This is a genomic window from Neobacillus niacini (assembly GCF_030817595.1).
In the GTDB taxonomy this organism is placed as follows: Bacteria; Bacillota; Bacilli; order Bacillales; family Cytobacillaceae; genus Neobacillus; species Neobacillus niacini_G.
Window position 1 is genome coordinate 4,910,762 of sequence record NZ_JAUSZN010000001.1, and the last position, 18,828, is coordinate 4,929,589.

Consider the following 18,828-nt stretch of genomic DNA (forward strand, 5'->3'; position numbering starts at 1 on the left):
TAGCAACCAAGAATTTATTTGAAAGGGTGAAAATATCGACGAAAAGGGTAAGGGGTTAATCATGAATTCCATCCAACCCATAACAGAACAACTTGTCGATAGTCATTAGTTTTAATTAAAAAAAACCCGGATTAATCTTTCCAAGTTTCATTTTGTTGGACGCTTTCTATTAGTTCTATTTCGCCCCAGTACATAAGATTGTTTCTTTTCACTTTTTCATAAATTTTTGAATGTATTGCATGATCATTTTTTTCTTCATTAGCTGTTACTTTTTCCATTCTATATCACCTCTAAATATAGTATGTTTTAAAAACGATAAATTACACATTGGATATCGTTTAAATGGAATGGCCATTTCATATATTGGTTGAAACATAGATTCCAGCCTAATCAGCCTTCATGCTATACGCATGAAGGCTGATTTTTATGTAAACATTACTCTGAATGCTTCATTTTATAAATGACATATCCAGTATAGAGTTGAAATAAATCTGTGAACTTTTTCGGATTTTTGTTTGTTAATATTTCAATTCTTTGTAAGCGATAGGCCAAACTGTTCCGATGGATATGAAGTTCCTTCGAAATCGCATTCATATCACCGCTGTTTTTTATATAGCAAAGAAGTGTTTCAATGAGCTCTTGTCCTTTAGGTGTAGTCTCAAACTCCTGAAAAAAATTACCGATTTCACTAAATGGCATATCTTTATTCGTTAAATAATCAATAAACTTTAGGTCTTGATAATCGCAGAAAGTGGAAGGCAGTGTTAGTTTTTCAGCGATTTCAATCGCCCGTTTTGCTTCATGCACGGATTTTGATACATGTGTACTGCTGCCTCCAATTCCAATTTTGGTACCATGATGGGTACTCATCTGTTCCAATCTTTTTAAGATATCACTATCAGTCGGCACAATGAAAAGGAACGTAGATTGATTTAATTTAAATGAAAATTCCTGGTCTTTCAAATAGGGTTCTTTAATCGTTTCACCCTTTACGATAATGGCCTTTCTTTCCATATCAAGATTAATTCCAATCGCTTCGCCGTTATTCTTAAACACAGCATCATATTGATCTTGACGAAAAACCCATTGATATAAAAATTCCTCCTTCATTTGCTCTTGTATTCTACGCTCTGTAAATAGATATTCCTGGTTAATTAATAATTCTGCAGTTACGCGGACTAATTCAGCAAAAGGTTCAACAATGGCTGGTTCTCCGCTGATTCCAATCACGCCGATAATTTTCTTTCTGAAATAGATTGGGATATTTACACCTGGCATGGAGGGACCTTCTGAATCATAGATGCAAACAATGGTATTTTGTTCGACTGCTGCTATCGCTCCTTGATGCATTTTACCTTTTCTATTTGCGTCCCCACTTCCAATAATCATCCCTGTTTCATTCATAATATTTACATTGTAGGGTATAACGGTCATTACTTTATCGGCAATCTCTTGGGCTAGAACTTTATTAATTTTCATCTGCCAATCCCCTTGAATACTACAATTATTTGAAAAATTTGTTTATTTGCCTAAAAAATTAAACAGTTTCTTAGTAATTTGAACGATTGTTTTATTTGTAAGACAATTATACAATAAAACTTGTAAGCGGTTACTAAAAATTGTGGAAAAGTTCAAAATATGTTTGATTTATTTTAATAAAACGAACATATGAAGAATCTTCGCTATTTTATATTCTAATAAAACCATAAACCAGTTGTTCATTTGCCTAAAATAGTCTGGATTAACTTTATCTACATTCTACGAATCTGACATAATTTTTGGAGTTTCAGTAATTAAAAAATGAGAGAGCGAGAGGAGTTAAAGCAATGTTTAAACCAAATGGAGTCATTCCTGCACTGGTCACACCTTTAGATAGAAATGGTAACTTGATGGAAGATGCTTTACGAAAAGTAATTGATTACACCATCGCAGGTGGTGTACATGGATTATTCGTTCTAGGAAGCAGCGGCGAAATTTACGGCTTAACGCCAGAGCAGAAGCGCCGGGTTGTAGAGGTAACAGTCGATCACACTGCTGGAAGAGTTCCTATTTATTGCGGTGCTAGTGAGATTACCACAAGAGACTGTATTAAAACCGCACAGATGGTAGAAGAAATTGGCGGAGTTGCTGCGTTATCTGTCTTAACTCCGTATTTTATGTCACCAACCCAAACGGAGTTGGCCGAGCACTTTAAGACAATCGCCAAGTCTACAAAACTGCCAATTATTCTTTATGGGAATGAAGCTCGTACACAAGTGAAAATTGATGTGAAGACTTGCGAAGAGCTTAGTAAGGTTGATAACATTATCGGAATTAAAGATAGCAGCGGAGATATGACGAAAACGGCTGAGTACTTACGAGTAACCCCTCGCGAATCATTTTCCGTTTTACTTGGGCGCGACACACTCATTTATGCAGGTTTATGTCATGGTGCCACTGGTGCGATCGCGAGCACAGGTAATATTGCACCTAAATTGGTCGCAGATATTTACAATAATTTTGTTGCAGGCGACTATCAAAAATCACTAGAATTGCAGTTTAAACTTGCTCCACTACGTTTAGCAGTGGATAAAGCAACATTCCCTGTTGTGTTAAAAGAAGGTTTACGAATGGTAGGAATTGATGTGGGTTATGCATTAGCTCCTGCAGCGGAAATGAATCCTGAAAGCAAGCAAATATTAGCCAATGTACTAAAAGACTTAGAGCTTTACCAAACCAACTAATTTCTCGACAGAGAGGAAGAATGACTATGCCATTAGTTTATGTTGCATTAGCTGTTGCTCTTATTTTGGTTTTGATGATCCCCTTAAAAATAAATGGTTTTATTGCTTTAATCATTGCTGCTTTATTTGTGGGCTTTCTCCAAGGGATGCCAGGAGATGCATTACTGGAGTCCATTTATGGAGGAATCGGGGGACAACTTGATGAATTGATTTTGATTTTAGGATTTGGAGCCATGATCGGAACGGTTATGGCTGATGCTGGAGCAGCTCAACGGATTGCGACCACCCTAATAGACAAAATGGGAATTAAAAGGGTTCAAATCGCGATGTTAATTGCTGCTTATATCCTTGGGATTACGATGTTTTTCGAGGTTGCCTTTGTCTTATTAATTCCATTAGTTTTCACGATTGCACGCCAAACAAAGTTAAATTTACTTTGGGTAGCCATACCGACATCGGTTGGGTTATCGACTACACATAGCTTCCTGCCTCCGCACCCAGGACCAGCAGCGGTTGTAGACGCATTCGGTGCAAGCATGGGTTTAACATTAGTGTATGGTTTGATTATTGCCATTCCTGTAGGTTCATTCATCGCTTTAACTTGGCCAAGACTGCCATTTGTCAAAAAAATGAATCCTTCTATTCCTGCAGGGATTGGCAGTACGAAGATTTTTAAAGAGGAAGAAATGCCTAGCTTCTTTTCTAGTATCACGGTTGCACTTGTCCCAGTGGTGCTCATTGGAATATCTGCCGCCTGTGAAGTTTTTTTACCTGAAACGAATAGTTTTAGACATGTCATGGAATTCTTTGGATCCGCTACGATTGCCTTAATGCTTACGCTATTGCTCTCCTTCTATTTGCTTGGAACAAGGGTTGGCCGTTCCTTAAAGGATGTTATGTCATCGTGTTCTAGCAGTGTAAAGCCGATGGCGATGATCATCCTTGTAATCGGTGCTGGTGGGGCATTCAAACAAGTATTAGTAGACAGTGGGATTGCTGATTATATCAAGGAGTTGACAAACGGATGGGATATTTCACCGATTATCCTTGCTTGGTTAATCGCGGCTATCCTGCGTATTGCTCTAGGATCTGCCACTGTTGCGGTTATGACAGCAGCTGGTGTGGTTCTGCCAATCGCTCAGGCTTCTGGTATTAGCTTGGAATTAATGACTCTGGCTGTAACTTGTGGAAGTATTGCTTTTTCCCACGTGACAGACCCTGGCTTCTGGATGTTCAAAGAATATCTTAATCTATCAGTTGGCCAGGCCATTAAGGTTAGAACAACTTATACAACCGCACTCGGTATCCTTGGATTGTTCGGTGTATTAATCCTCAATAAGTTTATTGGATAAATGAAAAAGAATTTGTAGGAGTGAAGATATTATGAAGAAAATTGGATTTATTGGACTAGGAATTATGGGTAAGCCTATGAGCAAAAACTTGCTCAAAGCAGGATATCAGTTGATTGTTAGTGATTTTAATAAAGAGGCAAGTAAAGAACTAGAGCAACTAGGAGCGGAAGTAGAATCAACACCAAAGGCCATCGCTGAAAAATCGGATATCGTGATCACCATGCTGCCAAACTCTCCCAACGTAAAGGAAGTTGCTTTAGGAGAAAACGGAATTATTGAAGGTGCCCATGAAGGATTAATTTATGTGGACATGAGCTCTATAGCACCAGCTGCTTCTCAAGAAGTATATCGAGCATTAATCGAAAAGGGCGTTGAAATGTTAGATGCTCCTGTCAGTGGCGGGGAGCCAAAAGCCATTGATGGCACGATTTCTGTCATGGTAGGCGGCAAAAAGGAAGTATTTGAAGAAGTGAAGGATGTATTAGCAGCCATGGCTGGATCGGTTGTACATGTGGGCGAAATTGGTGCAGGCAACGTTACAAAACTTGCAAACCAAATTATCGTGGCATTAAACATTGCAGCGGTATCGGAAGCATTTGTATTAGCGCAAAAAGCTGGTGTGAACCCGGAAGCTGTTTACCAAGCAATCCGCGGCGGTTTAGCAGGAAGCACGGTTTTAGATGCAAAAGCACCGATGATGTTAGACCGTAACTTCAACCCTGGTTTCCGTATAAACTTGCACATGAAAGATCTAACAAATGCACTCGAAACCAGCCATGAGTTCGGTGCTCCATCTCCATTAACGGCAGCTGTTCTGGAAATGATGTATGCCTTGAAAGTAGACGGTTATGAATTTGAGGACCACAGCAGTCTAGTAAAATACTATGAAAAATTAGCGAATACAGAGGTATCTCGTTAATTATTTGAAAAAAACTTCATAGAGAACGTGACCTTGCGTTCTCTCTATTATAAAATTGATTGGAGAAATTGCCATGAATACAGTTGAGAAAGTGATTAACGCTACTCCAGTTGTGACAGAAATGGAAGTATATCCTGTTGCCGGCCGTGACAGTATGTTATTAAATCTTAGCGGCGCGCACGGTGCCTATTTTACTAGAAACATTGTGATCTTAAAGGACAGCAATGGTAATGTGGGTGTAGGCGAAGTACCCGGCGGCGAAGCAATCCGTAAAACGCTTGAAGACGCTAGAGCGATTGTAGTCGGTTCATCCATTGGTCATTATAACAATATCTTAAATAAGGTTCGAAAAGAATTTGTCGGCCGCGATTCAGCCGGCCGCGGGTTACAAACATTTGATTTACGGATTACCATTCATGCGGTTACTGCCCTTGAAGCAGCGCTATTAGATTTATTAGGGAAGCACTTAAATGTTCCGGTTGCAGCTCTTCTTGGTGAAGGCAAGCAGAGGGATAAAGTAAAGACTCTTGGTTACCTATTCTATATTGGCGACCGTAATCGGACAGATCTTCCGTATTATAGCAATCATGATTCTGAAGTGGAATGGTATCGCGTCCGACATGAAGAGGCGTTAACACCGGAAGCAATTGTACGTCTAGCTGAAGCTTCACAAGAACTTTACGGCTTTAAAGACTTTAAGCTAAAAGGCGGCGTTTTAGAGGGGAAACAAGAAATCAAAGCAATCAAGGCATTAAAAGAAAGGTTCCCAGATGCAAGAATTACTCTTGATCCAAACGGTGCTTGGTCATTAGCAGAAGCGGTTGAGCTTTGCAAAGATATGCACGGAATTCTAACCTATGCAGAGGATCCATGTGGTGCGGAAAATGGTTACTCGGGCCGTGAAGTCATGGCTGAGTTCAGAAGACAAACGGGTCTTCCAACGGCAACCAATATGATTGCTACGGACTGGCGTCAAATGGGTCATACGATTTCGCTGCAATCTGTGGATATCCCTCTTGCCGACCCACACTTTTGGACGATGCAAGGTTCTGTCCGTGTAGCGCAAATGTGTAATGAATGGGGACTAACATGGGGATCTCACTCGAATAACCACTTTGATATCTCACTTTCCATGTTTACCCATGTTGCTGCGGCTGCTCCGGGTGAAATTACGGCGATTGATACACACTGGATTTGGCAGGAAGGCATTGAACGTTTAACGAAGGATCCATTCCAAATCGTTGATGGACACTTGGCGATTCCAGATAAGCCAGGTTTAGGTGTAGAAGTAGATATGGAGCAAATCCTAAAGGCACATGAAGTATATAAAAATATGGGACTTAACTCTCGTGACGACTCAGTCGGTATGCAGTTCTACATCCCTGGCTGGAAATTTGATAACAAGAAACCATGTCTTGTTCGCTAAAAATTTGGGGTGGCTATGAGGGCCACCTTCTTTTTTTAAAACTATTAAACTTATTAAATGTAAAGGACAGATTATGATGAAGTTTGTACTAGCACCCGATTCATTTAAGGAAAGTATGACGGCGAAGAAGGCTGCCCTTGCAATGGAAAAAGGTGTAAAAGCCGTTTTTCCTGATGCGGAATGTGTCATTGTCCCCATGGCGGACGGCGGGGAAGGCACCGTTGAATCTCTCGTCAGCATGGCAAATGGCGAGATGATTAAGACCAAGGTGCTCGGACCACTAGGAGAAAGTGTCATAGCAGAATACGGTCTCTTGGGAGAGGGGCAGACTGCAGTGATTGAGATGGCAAGTGCAAGTGGATTAGAATTAGTTAAGCCTGAAGGCCGCAATCCCTTATTGACCACTTCTTATGGAACCGGTCAATTAATTAAACATGCTTTAGACAAAGGTGTGAGCCGGTTTTTAATCGGAATTGGCGGCAGTGCTACCAATGATGGCGGGGCAGGAATGCTCCAAGCACTTGGTGTTTCTTTTAAAGATGCAAATGGTAAAGAGCTCTCGTTTGGCGGCGGCGCATTAAGTGGTTTGCATACGATCGATGTAAGCGGGCTTGATGAAAGAATTAAACAAGTAAAATTTGATGTAGCATGTGATGTTACCAATCCACTAATCGGTGAAAATGGAGCGTCAGCTATTTTTGGCCCGCAAAAAGGAGCCACAGCTGAAATGGTACACGTTCTGGACCAAAACTTATCTCATTTTGCTGATGTTATGAAAGAGCAATTAGGTCAGGATATTGCCCATATGGATGGTGCTGGTGCTGCGGGCGGCCTTGGTGCGGGATTAATGGCCTTCTTAAATGCCGAGCTAAAGAAAGGAATTGACCTTGTCATTGAGTATACGGGGCTGGAGGAACAAGTCAGAGGAGCAGACTATGTTTTTACGGGAGAAGGCAGTATTGATGCCCAGACATTGTTTGGCAAAACTCCTTACGGGGTGGCGAGTGTAGCTAAAAAATACTCTGTCCCTGTTATTGCTTTTGCCGGCAGAATTGGCAATGGAGTGGAATCGCTATACGATAATGGATTTAATGCCATTATCGGAATCTTAAAAGGTGTGACAACATTTGAGGAAGCACTTGATTCCGGAGAAGCGAATTTAACATTTGCGGCCGAAAATATTTGCCGAGTATTGAAAATATAGGAATAGTAAAACGCTGCTGACATTTCGCAGCGTTTTTTTCGCTGGTGAAGTAGGACAGAAATGTAATATAATGGGCTTACAAAAATGTGAAAACAAGGAGCCTTAAAATGGACGAAACTCCTAAAAAAATCATGGTTGAGTCAGTAAATCGTACTACTTTATCCAAGCAGGTGGTCGAAAGTATTATTCAACTATTGAATAGTGGTCAGATGAAACCTGGAGATAAACTTCCTACGGAAATGGAATTAATGGAAATACTTAACGTCAGCCGTCCTGTGTTACGTGAAGCACTCAGCTCTCTTGAATCGTTGGGGGTTATTAACCGAAAAACACGAGAAGGTACTTTTTTTAATAATAAAATTAGCAGCCATCCCTTTTCCATTATGTTATCCCTTGCACATGATAATCTGCAAGCAATGGTTGAAGCTAGAATGGCATTGGAATTAGGTTTAATTACCATTGCAGCGGAGAAAATTAGCGACGAAGATCTCAAAAGATTAAAACAAACCATTGAAATCATTGAAAACAGTAAAGATCAAAACTATGGCGAAGCCGATATTGAATTTCATCGGATCATCGCCTTAAGTGCCGATAACCAGATTGTAGAGGGAATGGTAGATTCATTAATTGTCACTCTTGTCAAAATCAACAGTGAAATAAAAGTTCGAGAACCAGAACGAACCATCGAGCATCATATGGCGATTTATAAAGCATTGGAAAAAAGGGATCCGTTTGAGGCGTTTCATCAAATGTACTTACACCTTGATTACGTCCGACACAAAGTTTTAAAAAATCTTCACGGTAACAAAGATTAATTTCATGAATATTGCTATCGGGATATCCCTGATAGAAAGTTAGGCAGATAAATGGTAGTTTTTTGCAGGTAGGCAGGTTAATCAGGCAGGTAAACAAATGAATTATGCAGGTAGACGGGGATTTTGGCAGGTAGGGTTTTATTGCACATAAGCGGTTTTTTCTAAAAAGGTCATTTAATCGTAATATTGGCTGGGATAAGAACAAGCAAATTTGCTCAAACAAAGGTGGAATTAACAGGGTTAGTCTTGCGACTAGCCTTTTTGTTTGTGCATGTAGAGGCTTGGAACGTAAACAGGGTTTTATAAGATTGATCGGGAATGCAAACACCACTTTAAAATTGTTTTTTTCTTGGCTTTCTTTAATGCTAAGAAAATCTTAAGATTTACATAAAGTGTTTGTTAAGATTTCATGGGTATCATGATCCTAGAAGCGAAAAAAAGGGCGATATGATATCAAATACATAGATAGGGGCGGGTTTCATGAACATATTGGTATGTGATGATGATAAGGCAATTGTGGATGCGATAGGAATTTACTTGGAAAATGAAGGCTATCAAATATTCAAGGCTTTTGACGGGATAGAAGCTATCGAAATCATCGACACTCAGGAGATCCATCTCATTATCATGGATATTATGATGCCTAGGATGGATGGAATAAGAGCTACGATGAAGATTAGAGAAGACAACAAAATTCCACTGATCATGCTTTCTGCCAAATCTGAGGATTACGACAAAATTTTGGGATTGAATATAGGAGCGGATGACTATATCACTAAACCTTTTAATCCATTAGAGCTCATCGCAAGAGTTAAATCACAGCTGAGAAGATATACATCTTTTGGAGGACTTGAAACCAAGAGTAATGTCTATCGAACCGGCGGACTCATTGTCGATGATGAAAGTAAGAACATCACCGTCGACGGGGAGAGCGTCCACCTGACACCGGTACAATATAGGATTGTAAAGCTGCTGACTGCAAATGCCGGAAGGGTTTTCTCTATTGAGGAAATCTATGAGAAGGTATGGAATGAAACCGCCTTTAGCCCGGAAAATACGGTCACCGTTCATATTAGAAAAATTAGAGAGAAAATAGAGATCAATCCGAAAGAGCCAAAATATTTGAAGGTGGTGTGGGGAGTTGGATATAAAGTTGAAAAAATATAGCCATTTACTGACGACAAAAATAGTTGTTTTTATCGTGATGATTCTCTGTTTTACAGGTATCATCAAAGCATTTGTAGATGTTGAAATCGTGAATGATGGAGATTTTGGGATCGTTTTTGAAGAGGACTATTTTCACAGCAGTGAATACGTGCGGGAAAGTGACGCGATTATCGGTCAGCTAACCAGGCTGCTAACGGAATATAAGAGTGAGGAACATATCGTAAACGGCGGGTCAATTAGTGAGGATGAAGTAAGAAGTGAAGAAGAAACCTTGTATTCGGATTTCCAAGTAAACTCCAAAAATTTCAATCCTAATTTAAGTGAAAAGGAAAACTATGATAAGTTTAAAACAGAGTATGCAGATAAGATCTCTCTTGCAAGGGATAGGCTGATCAAGAACGATTTAAGAGAATTCCATTCGATTGTGCAGAATTTAGAAGAGATTGAAGACCCTTTGTATTATGGCAGTGACGGTGTAAATGTCTATACGAACCGTACCCAGATTGAAAAAGAACAGTATAAAACCTATCCTTCTTATCTCGTGTTTGATGGTTATAAAAGAGAGATTTATCCAAAGGAAATAGAAGAGAATGAGCACTTCTATCAAATTAACGAAAGAATAGAAGAATTGGATCCAGAAAGCCAAGTTGTCTATGTTGCTTTTACGAAGGAATTTTTAACTTCTAAAATGAATGAATGGAAAAATCAAAAAGAAGTTATCAAAACAAGTTTTTATCAATTTTTAGCATTTTTATCAGGATTCATCCTTACCTTTTTATATTTAGTCCTCGTGATTGGGAGAAAGTCTTTTACAGACAAAGAAGTAAAACTTAATCCAATCGATAAATTATATATTGATGTAAAGCTGGTACTACTCATGTGCCTAATGGCTCTTTGGGCTGGCTTAGTGGACAGCGTTAATATCGAAAATATGGATGCATTGGTCTTTCCGATTACAATTCCGATTGCAGCAGCAGGGTTCGCGCTTGTTCTATCAGTGGTAAGGCATATCAAGAATAAAACGTTCTTTACACATACCTTAATCTATAGGCTGATCCATCTGATAGTTACATTTGTAAGAAATGTCTATGATAGCGGAAGTGTTGGGGTAAAGACGGTATTACTAGTCATCGGATATCCACTATTGGTCGCGGCAACGTTTTTCATATTTCCGGTAACCCTGGGAATTGCAGCCTGGTTTGCCTATAAGCGTGTCAAGTCGTTCACGGCGATTCAAGAAGGGGTAGCACGAATAAAGGATGGAGATATCCAGCACAGCATCGATGTTGGTGGAAAGGGAGAGTTTGCGAAACTTGCCTCCAATATAAACAGCATCACGGATGGTTTGAAAAAGGCAGTTAACAGTGAACTAAAAAGTGAGCGCTTAAAAACCGAACTCATCACCAATGTGTCTCATGACATTCGAACACCTTTGACTTCTATTATTACCTATGTAGATCTATTGAAAAAAGAAAAAGACCCTTCGAAGGTTGAACAATATATTGAGGTACTTGATCAAAAATCAAAACGGCTAAAAGTGCTGACAGATGATTTATTTGACGCAGCAAAAGCCTCCAGCGGTAATATACCCGTTCAGTTTGAGCGAATTGATATTATCTCTTTAATCACCCAGGGGCTTGGGGAAGTGAATGATAAAATAGAACATTTAGATTTAGCATTTAAGTTCAGTCATCCTAAGGATAAGGTGTATGTACAAGCTGATGGAAAATTACTATGGAGGTCCATCGAGAACGTATTATCCAATATATTTAAATATACGCTTAAGGGGTCAAGGGTCTACATCGATATTGAAGTTTTGGAAAACGAAATTCTTCTTACCTTCAAGAACATTTCAGCCTATGAGTTAAATATTTCAGCAGACGAATTAATGGAGCGTTTTAAAAGAGGAGATGAATCCAGATCGAGTAATGGAAGTGGATTAGGGCTATCGATTGCGAAAAGTCTAATTGAGATCCAAAAGGGTGAATTTTCCATTCAAGTAGATGGGGATTTGTTTAAGTCGATGATCTATTTACCAAAATATAAAAATAGCCTAGAGTGAATCATCCGCCGTTTTTAAAAAGGAAACAGGATAGGAATAGGGCATCGTCTAGATGTCCTATTCTTTTTTCGTTATCCACCTATCCATAAACTAGAAGGAAATGATAGAAGTACCTATTTTTTAGAATTTGGGTTTGCTAGAGTCACTATTAGGATTAGAAACCTACTTTTAGTACAGTGGATTAGCGTATTATCCAGGTCCAATATTAAGGTTGTTGATTCATAACCAATTACCCCTTAAATAGTGGTGTAAACTAATTATATGGGGAATCATTATGTCGATGACAAAAATAGCATTTTCCACCTCAAATTCGTTCATATGTATGAACGAAACGGTAATACAACATTTTTTGGATTAATTAAATTCGGGTATTATATCCTAGTAGTCATTACAATTATGTTTGAGGGAGGGAAGCTATGGGAGGATTCATGTTTTGTGAGTTCATTTCGGTTGACGAAAGGTTTTAGCGTATGCTAATTTCAATATACATTTAATCATCCATTTCTTAACAAAAACAAATATATGGAAAAAGATGAACAGGAAGGACAGAAATAGTGAATAAATTAACAGGTACGAAACGATTACAACTAGCTTTACTTTTAGGGTCACTTTCATTATTAGGTCCTTTTACGATTGATACGTATTTACCTTCATTTCCGACCATTGTAAAGGAATACAACACAACTGCTTCTTTAGTACAAATTAGTTTAACGACATGCTTATTAGGATTGGGATTAGGTCAATTGATTATTGGACCCATGAGTGATGTTCAAGGGCGCAAGAAGCCGTTGCGATTTTTCCTCATTATGTATTTACTCACTTCTGTGATATGTGCATTTGCCCCTAGTATTTACATCTTTATCGGGGCTCGTTTCTTGCAAGGCTTTGCAGCTGCAGGCGGACTCGTTATTTCGCGAGCGATTGTTCGCGATGTCTATAGTGGAAGGGAACTTACCAAGTTCTTCGCGTTATTGATGTTAGTGGGGAACCTCGGGCCGATTGTGGCACCGATTGCAGGCGGGATTATACTGGCATTTACCGATTGGTCAGGCGTTTTTCTTGTTTTAGCTTGTATTGGGATTGTATTGTTTTTAATCGTTTTATGGAAACTGGAAGAAACATTACCTAAAGAAAACCGTGTCCCGAGTGATATTTCACAAATTGTGAAGAATTTTGGCTCCTTGTTAAAAGATCGCCAGTTCACCGGTTATGCTCTTACGCAAGGCTTCATGGTTGCTGGAATTTTCGCATATGTTTCGGGAATTTCGTTTGTCTATCAGAATATTTATGGTGTGACTCCCCAAGTGTTCAGTCTATTGTTTGGAGTCAATGGAATTGCGCTCATTATTGGAACTCAGATGGTTGGCCGCTATGCAGGTGTTTTCTCGGAGAGGACTTTTTTAAAGATTGGGTTATTGATTGCGAACTTAGCAGGTTTGGCTTTATTGGTCGCTCTTCTAGTTAAGGCACCCCTGATTGCAGTTGCGATTCCAATTTTCTTTTTTGTTTCATCAATTGGAATCACTGGTACTACTTCGTTTGCATTAGCAATGGAGACACAAGGACATATTGCGGGAAGTGCTTCTGCGTTATTAGGACTCCTTCCATTTGTACTCGGATCATTAACCGCGCCCCTCGTAGGAATTGCAGGGGAATATACGGCGATTCCAATGGCGGTTATTATGTTTTCAGCAAGCTTACTGGCATTCTTATCTTATTATGGATTAGTTGGAAAAGGTTCTTTACGGGTTCAGGCTATAAAATAATGAACTGCGTTACTCTTTAATGTTCGATAAAAATGGACTTTAAACGATTAATTCTTACCCATTCTAGCTTTCAACTGGAATGGGTTTTTTTGATTACACTTTTGGGGCTTATACATAATAGTAAATGATTGTACCAAAATAAAACGGTTAGGATTAGGTGGTGGCTTATGGAATACAGCGAGTTTTGGGAGCAATAAAAAAAGGGGTAAAATCCTAATCGCACAAAATAGATCACTGATTAAGCAAAGGGAGAGGAGATATTATACCTCTCCCTTTGTGAAAAACCAAACACAAAATTTACGTGCTATATATAAAGCAAGACCTATTGTAATCAAAGAGGTATACCAATCCCAATGTATGTAATTGATGAGGCTGGTGTATTTTTCGATAATTACTTCAGCAATGGTCAAAACAGAACTAAATCCAACATAATACCCTACTTGAATTAGGTTACTTCGATCATTGGGATACCAAACATTAAAGGCGGCACATATGACTGGAAACGCATAATACTCAAACGTGAAGCTCGTCCGATTAACTGTAGGAAATAATCGAACAGGATATTCAAGCAGACCAAACTCTACGACAACTAATCCTATAAGAAAAGTAATAATCTGCTGGAACAAAAATGCGACAACCGCAAGACGAATTTTATTTTTAGGTATGAAAAAAGAATTCCTGTTGCCACTACCCAAACGGATAATAAGAGCCACCATTCAATTCTCATTCGTTTCCCACCGCTCCGCATGAAACAAGGCCTTGTCCTTAAAGAACCAATTACAGCAGACTTGACTCACATAAAAGAGAAAAACTATGTACATCCACATCCCATACCATTTTAAAAATTCATATTCTAATAAATCTGTATATCTCTCAATGACAATATCAAACAAGGAGATCACTGAGACCCATACAAAAAAGTATGTAATCCTTGACGATAGATTACCCTTTGATCTCCTATGGACGTAATAGATGGCAAACAATACGGGATAAAAAAAATAATCGATTGTAAGGGGAAGATCAGTGGCTTTTGGCAGCTCTCTTACAGGCGCTCTTAATAGATCATATTTAAAAGCAGGCATATCGCATAGCCATATGACTGCTTGGAACATTAAGAAAGCCAAGAATCCCTTGTGCCGATCTTTTCGTGGAATAAACAGAAACAAGCCAACAAAGCCGAACAGCCACATTGCAACCAAAATTAAACGCTCCATCAGCATGTTTAGAAACTCCCTCCGGTTAAGTGGATTTTAACTATTTATTTGCATTTTTCCTTTGGTAAATTCATGTTATACAATAAAAAACGCATAAAAGTTTAAATAATGCCTTTCATTAACCTATTTTTTTATCGTGCCTTCCATATCGTCAATCCTCGTACTCATTTTTCGATGAAAACCTGCTATGATAAAAGGTTTCTCTCCAAGCTAATCAAACGTTTGATTACACTGTTTAATGTCATATCCAGTATACAATTGTATGAATTTGGCCATTTATCAATGATTCTGAAACGCAGCCAATCCTAACTAATCCAATCCTCGACAAAATATTTTCTCGGAAATAACTAATAGTTCGTTTTTTTAAAGGGATTAATCCACATTTAATCAAACGATTGATTGGAAATTTTATTAGCTAACTTTGTCAATTCTCGTAAGTTTCACAGCCAGATAATACAGGTAACAGAGATGAAGCCCATTCAAGAAGGGGCAATTTACTCCAGTTCATTCTGCTAAATGATATTTTTTTATCTAAACTTTAAATTCTAGTAAGTCTAAGATTGTTGCACTAAACGGACAAGCATATGAGCCAGTTTATGCTGCTCTTCCTCGGTCCCCACGTTCCAAAGTTCCTGCAACAAACGCTCCTCGGAATTCTTAGGCGGCTCCTTTTGCGCAAGATAATCGGCTACTTTCTCAGCCGAGTTGGCTAACTGTTCTTCATCCATACCAAGTTTTTTTCCTAAACTAACTTTGCCACTAAGATATTCCCTGAAATCATCAAAACTTGTTAACGCATCTCCGTTTTTGTATAACTGGTTTTCTATCTTTTTCTCATCTAACTGTTTGTCCATGAATATCACTCCTTTAGTTGTACATCATTGTTTCACGTGCTAGTTCTATGCATTCCCTGTGCCCTTAAAAACAAAACCTTATAAAAAATAATTCTTTATAACGGTTAAACAATATACTGGGAAATGGTAATCCGCATGTTTGTAATTGAAATTTTGGACAGTTTTAATCAATGATTAATTAAAGCAGTTCTTGACGAATTTTTTAATCCATATAAGCGTCTGGCTCAGTGTGCAGCCAATCATAACTCAGAACTTCTCCACCTGGAAGCACCATTCGAAAGGCCATGCTGTCAGATTGATTTTCAGCAAGCTTCTCTAAATAGAATTCTTTCAGTTTGTTGGTTAAGATTCCGTAAAAAAAAGCAATTGGTTTAGCTACCTGTTTTGTCGATTTTAGTTTACAAATCAACTGCTTGAACGACTTAATGGCGATAGCAAGTACGTCTTCTGTACGTTTGTCACATTCAAAACGGAAGGCAGCGATTTGGACCATATGCCAGTATTCTTCAATCGTTTTTGCATCGGAGAAAAAGTATTTTACGAGCTGGACAAATGCTTGTGGGACTTTATCACTAACAAAAGTATGGTCAAGTTCAATCGGCGCTTCATTACGTTTACTATTCTTTTGTTTATCAGTTTTTAAAGGAATACTAGTTTCTTTAGGCCGGTTCAATTTTTTCGCTTTTGGTGGTTCACTTTGAGGGAAACGATTAAAGCTATGAAGATTGCTAGACTGCAAACCGACAAGTTCCCCCTTCGAGAACTCCTGCTTCATCACCGCTAACCACATCTCTATATGAGTATTAAATTCCTTCACATTATTAAACTAGAATACCCTTAAACCCAAGCTATAAATGTAAAAAAGTAATCGAGGAGTGGAAAAGTTAAAGTTTCAGGAATCGCTTAAACGCCCTGTAAAGCTTGTACAAGAGTACTAGATTGATCATCTAATATATCTAATAGATTTTTATTAATAATCCTGAATATCCATAGATTCTATTTACGTCATTTTATTAATGTAGAAAATCGTCTTACCCTGACAATTAAAAAATGTTTTTATTAATGCAAAATTATTTTGCGTTATTTTAAGAGACAGCTTCGGAACGTTTCTCTACTATTTCAAATACACAATTATAAATGAGGAACTACTCGAATTAGAGTGTGATATTCTTGTTCCAGACATTCCTGCAAGCGCGGGTGATGTAACCGTTTCGTATTTTGAATGGGTACAAATCAAGGTTATTATTGGACCGAAGAAGAAGTAAATGAAAGGCTTAAGAAGATAATGATTAGTTCCTTTCCAAAATATTTATGAATTTGATCAAACACATCAAGTGATATGCGTTTAGCAGCATTTATGGTGGGGATAAGAAGAGTTGCAGAAGTCTAGTTTTTAGGGGATGGGTAAAATTAGTCTGCTAATACAACTTCGAAGGGTTAATTCTTAACCTGCATTTGTAGCCATCCTAGATGATTGAAAAAATATTGTATCCAAAATAAAGACTCTTTCTATTTTATTAGAATGGTTTTTTTTGCATGTTAAGTGCAAAAAATCTAAGGATAGTGCAAAAATATTTTGCATATAAGGTTCACGAAAAGTTCACAAATAGTGGTTTTTAATTTTGGCACGGTAATTGCAAGTTAATAAGTTAGAATAGTGATAATTTCGAATTGTTTGGCTGTTGTAAAGTTTTCTATTAAGCCTAATGATTAAATTTGTCAGGAATGTGAAGCGTTCTTTTTTGCAAATTTTATCGCTATTATTGGAAACAAAATGGAAGCGCATGCATTTTTAAGGGGATGAAAGGGGGAATTTTATGCATTTACAAGAAAACCAAACAAATGAATTGAAAAGAACGATGAAGACTCGGCATTTATTTATGATCTCTCTCGGAGGGGTTATCGGATCAGGTCTATTCCTTGGTTCAGGGTACACGATTCAACAAGCAGGACCATCAGGTGCAATTCTCTCATATATTGTTGGCGGTTTGATTATGTTTATGACAATGCTTTGCCTAGGGGAATTGTCTGTAGCAATGCCAGTTTCTGGGTCCTTCCAAACGTATACCACGAAATTTATTGGTCCAGGAACAGGGTTTGCACTTGGATGGCTATATTGGTTAGGCTGGTCGGTTACTGTTGCATTAGAGTTCCTTGCAGCTGGGCAGCTGATGCAAAGATGGTTTCCTGATACTCCGATTTGGATTTGGAGTGCGATTTTTGCAGTGATTTTATTTTTACTGAATTCTCTTTCCGCAAAAGCGTTTGGTGAAGCTGAATTTTGGTTTTCCAGTATAAAAATAGTAGCTATTATTCTTTTCATTGTATTGGGCGGCGCTGCTATGTTTGGGTTCATCGATATGAACAGTGGCCAAGAGGCACCATTCCTATCTAATTTTACCGGACATGGTCTTTTACCAAATGGATTTTCTGCATTAATTATTACGATGATTGCTGTCAATTTCTCTTTCCAAGGGACCGAATTGATTGGGATCGCTGCAGGGGAAAGTGAAGATCCTGAAAAAACGATTCCAAAATCGATTAAACAGACTGTCTGGCGTACATTATTCTTCTTTGTTTTAGCCATCTTTGTTTTATCAAGTTTAATTCCGATGGAAAAAGCAGGAGTTGTTGAAAGTCCATTTGTAGTCGTATTTGATAGTATCGGAATTCCTTATGCAGCAGATATTATGAATTTTGTTATTCTTACCGCATTGCTTTCAGTTGGGAACTCAGGTCTTTATGCAGCTACACGGATGTTGTATTCGATGTCAAAGGAAAAAATGGCTAGTCCGGTTCTTACTAAAGTAAATAAACGAGGGGTTCCTTTTAATGCTCTTCTTCTAACTATGGGAATTTCGTTATTATCACTACTTTCAGAATTTTTCGCTGCTGAAACGGTCTTCGTTTGGCTGCTGTCAGTTGCTGGATTAGGTGCTCAGGTAGGTTGGATTTCAATCACAGCTTCGCAAATCGCCTTCCGGAGAAAATTCATTCGTGAAGGTGGAAGAGTAGAGGATCTTAAATTTAAAACACCTCTATACCCTGCTCTGCCGATCATCGCACTAACGTTAAACTGCTTAGTACTTGCAAGTTTAGCATTTGACTCTGAACAACGTCTCGCCCTGTATCTTGGAGCTCCTTTCGTAATAGCTTGTTACTTAATCTATCATTTCCGAATTAAAAAGAATCGGGAACAGGACGGTAGCGGCGAACATGAACTACAGCTGCAGAAAGATAAAAAAATGATTATATAAGATCTTTAAAAAGCCTTAGAAGCAAGCGTTTTAGTTTTAAAATAATTCCTATTGAATTAGATGTGATTT

Annotated in this window: 16 protein-coding genes and 1 pseudogene; 11 read left to right on the top strand and 6 right to left on the bottom strand. The window is 38.4% G+C overall.

From position 1 onward, the window contains the following. Nucleotides 1-131: 131 nt before the first annotated feature. Together QFZ31_RS23280 and QFZ31_RS23285 are read right to left on the bottom strand one after the other, a co-directional pair. Nucleotides 132-278 (bottom strand): hypothetical protein, encoded by a 147-nt coding sequence (locus tag QFZ31_RS23280; RefSeq protein ID WP_307307476.1) that lies wholly within the window; start codon nucleotides 276-278, stop codon nucleotides 132-134. A 157-nt stretch (nucleotides 279-435) separates the two neighbouring features. Next, nucleotides 436-1,479, bottom strand: coding sequence for a CdaR family transcriptional regulator (locus QFZ31_RS23285; protein WP_307307478.1), 1,044 nt, complete (start codon nucleotides 1,477-1,479; stop codon nucleotides 436-438). A 347-nt stretch (nucleotides 1,480-1,826) separates the two neighbouring features. Between QFZ31_RS23285 and dapA the strand changes: the two genes are divergently transcribed. The 9 genes from dapA to QFZ31_RS23330 all read left to right on the top strand — a co-directional run bounded on the left by dapA (nucleotide 1,827) and on the right by QFZ31_RS23330 (nucleotide 13,434). Then, nucleotides 1,827-2,723: a 4-hydroxy-tetrahydrodipicolinate synthase gene (gene dapA, locus QFZ31_RS23290; protein ID WP_307307481.1), complete on the top strand. Its 897-nt coding sequence runs from the start codon at nucleotides 1,827-1,829 to the stop codon at nucleotides 2,721-2,723. A 26-nt stretch (nucleotides 2,724-2,749) separates the two neighbouring features. After that, on the top strand, nucleotides 2,750-4,075 hold the full coding sequence (locus tag QFZ31_RS23295; RefSeq protein ID WP_307307484.1) for a gluconate:H+ symporter: 1,326 nt from the start codon (nucleotides 2,750-2,752) through the stop codon (nucleotides 4,073-4,075). Between the two features lie 31 nt (nucleotides 4,076-4,106). Next, nucleotides 4,107-4,994 carry a 2-hydroxy-3-oxopropionate reductase gene (gene garR, locus QFZ31_RS23300; RefSeq protein WP_373459878.1) on the top strand — a complete coding sequence of 296 codons (888 nt, stop codon included), beginning with the start codon at nucleotides 4,107-4,109 and terminating at the stop codon, nucleotides 4,992-4,994. A gap of 73 nt (nucleotides 4,995-5,067) precedes the next feature. Beyond that, nucleotides 5,068-6,420, top strand: a complete 1,353-nt coding sequence (gene gudD, locus QFZ31_RS23305; RefSeq protein ID WP_307307486.1) for a glucarate dehydratase — start codon at nucleotides 5,068-5,070, stop codon at nucleotides 6,418-6,420. Nucleotides 6,421-6,496: 76 nt separating this feature from the next. After that, nucleotides 6,497-7,624: a glycerate kinase gene (locus tag QFZ31_RS23310; protein ID WP_307307488.1), complete on the top strand. Its 1,128-nt coding sequence runs from the start codon at nucleotides 6,497-6,499 to the stop codon at nucleotides 7,622-7,624. A gap of 107 nt (nucleotides 7,625-7,731) precedes the next feature. Further along, nucleotides 7,732-8,439, top strand: a complete 708-nt coding sequence (locus QFZ31_RS23315) for a FadR/GntR family transcriptional regulator (RefSeq protein WP_307307491.1) — start codon at nucleotides 7,732-7,734, stop codon at nucleotides 8,437-8,439. Between the two features lie 480 nt (nucleotides 8,440-8,919). Continuing rightward, nucleotides 8,920-9,606, top strand: a complete 687-nt coding sequence (locus tag QFZ31_RS23320) for a response regulator transcription factor (protein ID WP_307307493.1) — start codon at nucleotides 8,920-8,922, stop codon at nucleotides 9,604-9,606. Continuing rightward, entirely contained in the window at nucleotides 9,581-11,668 is a 2,088-nt protein-coding gene (locus QFZ31_RS23325; RefSeq protein ID WP_307307495.1) for a histidine kinase dimerization/phospho-acceptor domain-containing protein, read from the top strand. The genes QFZ31_RS23320 and QFZ31_RS23325 overlap by 26 nt, the downstream gene beginning before the upstream one ends. A gap of 554 nt (nucleotides 11,669-12,222) precedes the next feature. Next, nucleotides 12,223-13,434 carry a multidrug effflux MFS transporter gene (locus QFZ31_RS23330; RefSeq protein WP_307307496.1) on the top strand — a complete coding sequence of 404 codons (1,212 nt, stop codon included), beginning with the start codon at nucleotides 12,223-12,225 and terminating at the stop codon, nucleotides 13,432-13,434. Between the two features lie 260 nt (nucleotides 13,435-13,694). On the opposite strand, the gene QFZ31_RS23335 is transcribed toward QFZ31_RS23330, so the two are convergent. The 4 genes from QFZ31_RS23335 to QFZ31_RS23350 all read right to left on the bottom strand — a co-directional run bounded on the left by QFZ31_RS23335 (nucleotide 13,695) and on the right by QFZ31_RS23350 (nucleotide 16,277). Continuing rightward, entirely contained in the window at nucleotides 13,695-14,147 is a 453-nt protein-coding gene (locus QFZ31_RS23335; RefSeq protein WP_307307499.1) for a CBO0543 family protein, read from the bottom strand. A gap of 3 nt (nucleotides 14,148-14,150) precedes the next feature. Further along, nucleotides 14,151-14,654, bottom strand: a complete 504-nt coding sequence (locus QFZ31_RS23340; RefSeq protein ID WP_307307502.1) for a CBO0543 family protein — start codon at nucleotides 14,652-14,654, stop codon at nucleotides 14,151-14,153. A 548-nt stretch (nucleotides 14,655-15,202) separates the two neighbouring features. Next, nucleotides 15,203-15,502 (bottom strand): DUF3243 domain-containing protein, encoded by a 300-nt coding sequence (locus QFZ31_RS23345; RefSeq protein ID WP_307307505.1) that lies wholly within the window; start codon nucleotides 15,500-15,502, stop codon nucleotides 15,203-15,205. 202 nt (nucleotides 15,503-15,704) lie between these two features. Then, nucleotides 15,705-16,277, bottom strand: coding sequence for a hypothetical protein (locus QFZ31_RS23350; protein ID WP_307311762.1), 573 nt, complete (start codon nucleotides 16,275-16,277; stop codon nucleotides 15,705-15,707). A gap of 313 nt (nucleotides 16,278-16,590) precedes the next feature. On the opposite strand from QFZ31_RS23350, the pseudogene QFZ31_RS23355 reads away from it, so the two are divergent. Continuing rightward, nucleotides 16,591-16,924 (top strand): annotated as a pseudogene (locus QFZ31_RS23355) (glutamate dehydrogenase); the annotation flags it as partial. Between the two features lie 395 nt (nucleotides 16,925-17,319). Then, nucleotides 17,320-18,759, top strand: a complete 1,440-nt coding sequence (locus QFZ31_RS23360) for an amino acid permease (protein ID WP_307307507.1) — start codon at nucleotides 17,320-17,322, stop codon at nucleotides 18,757-18,759. Nucleotides 18,760-18,828: the final 69 nt, after the last annotated feature.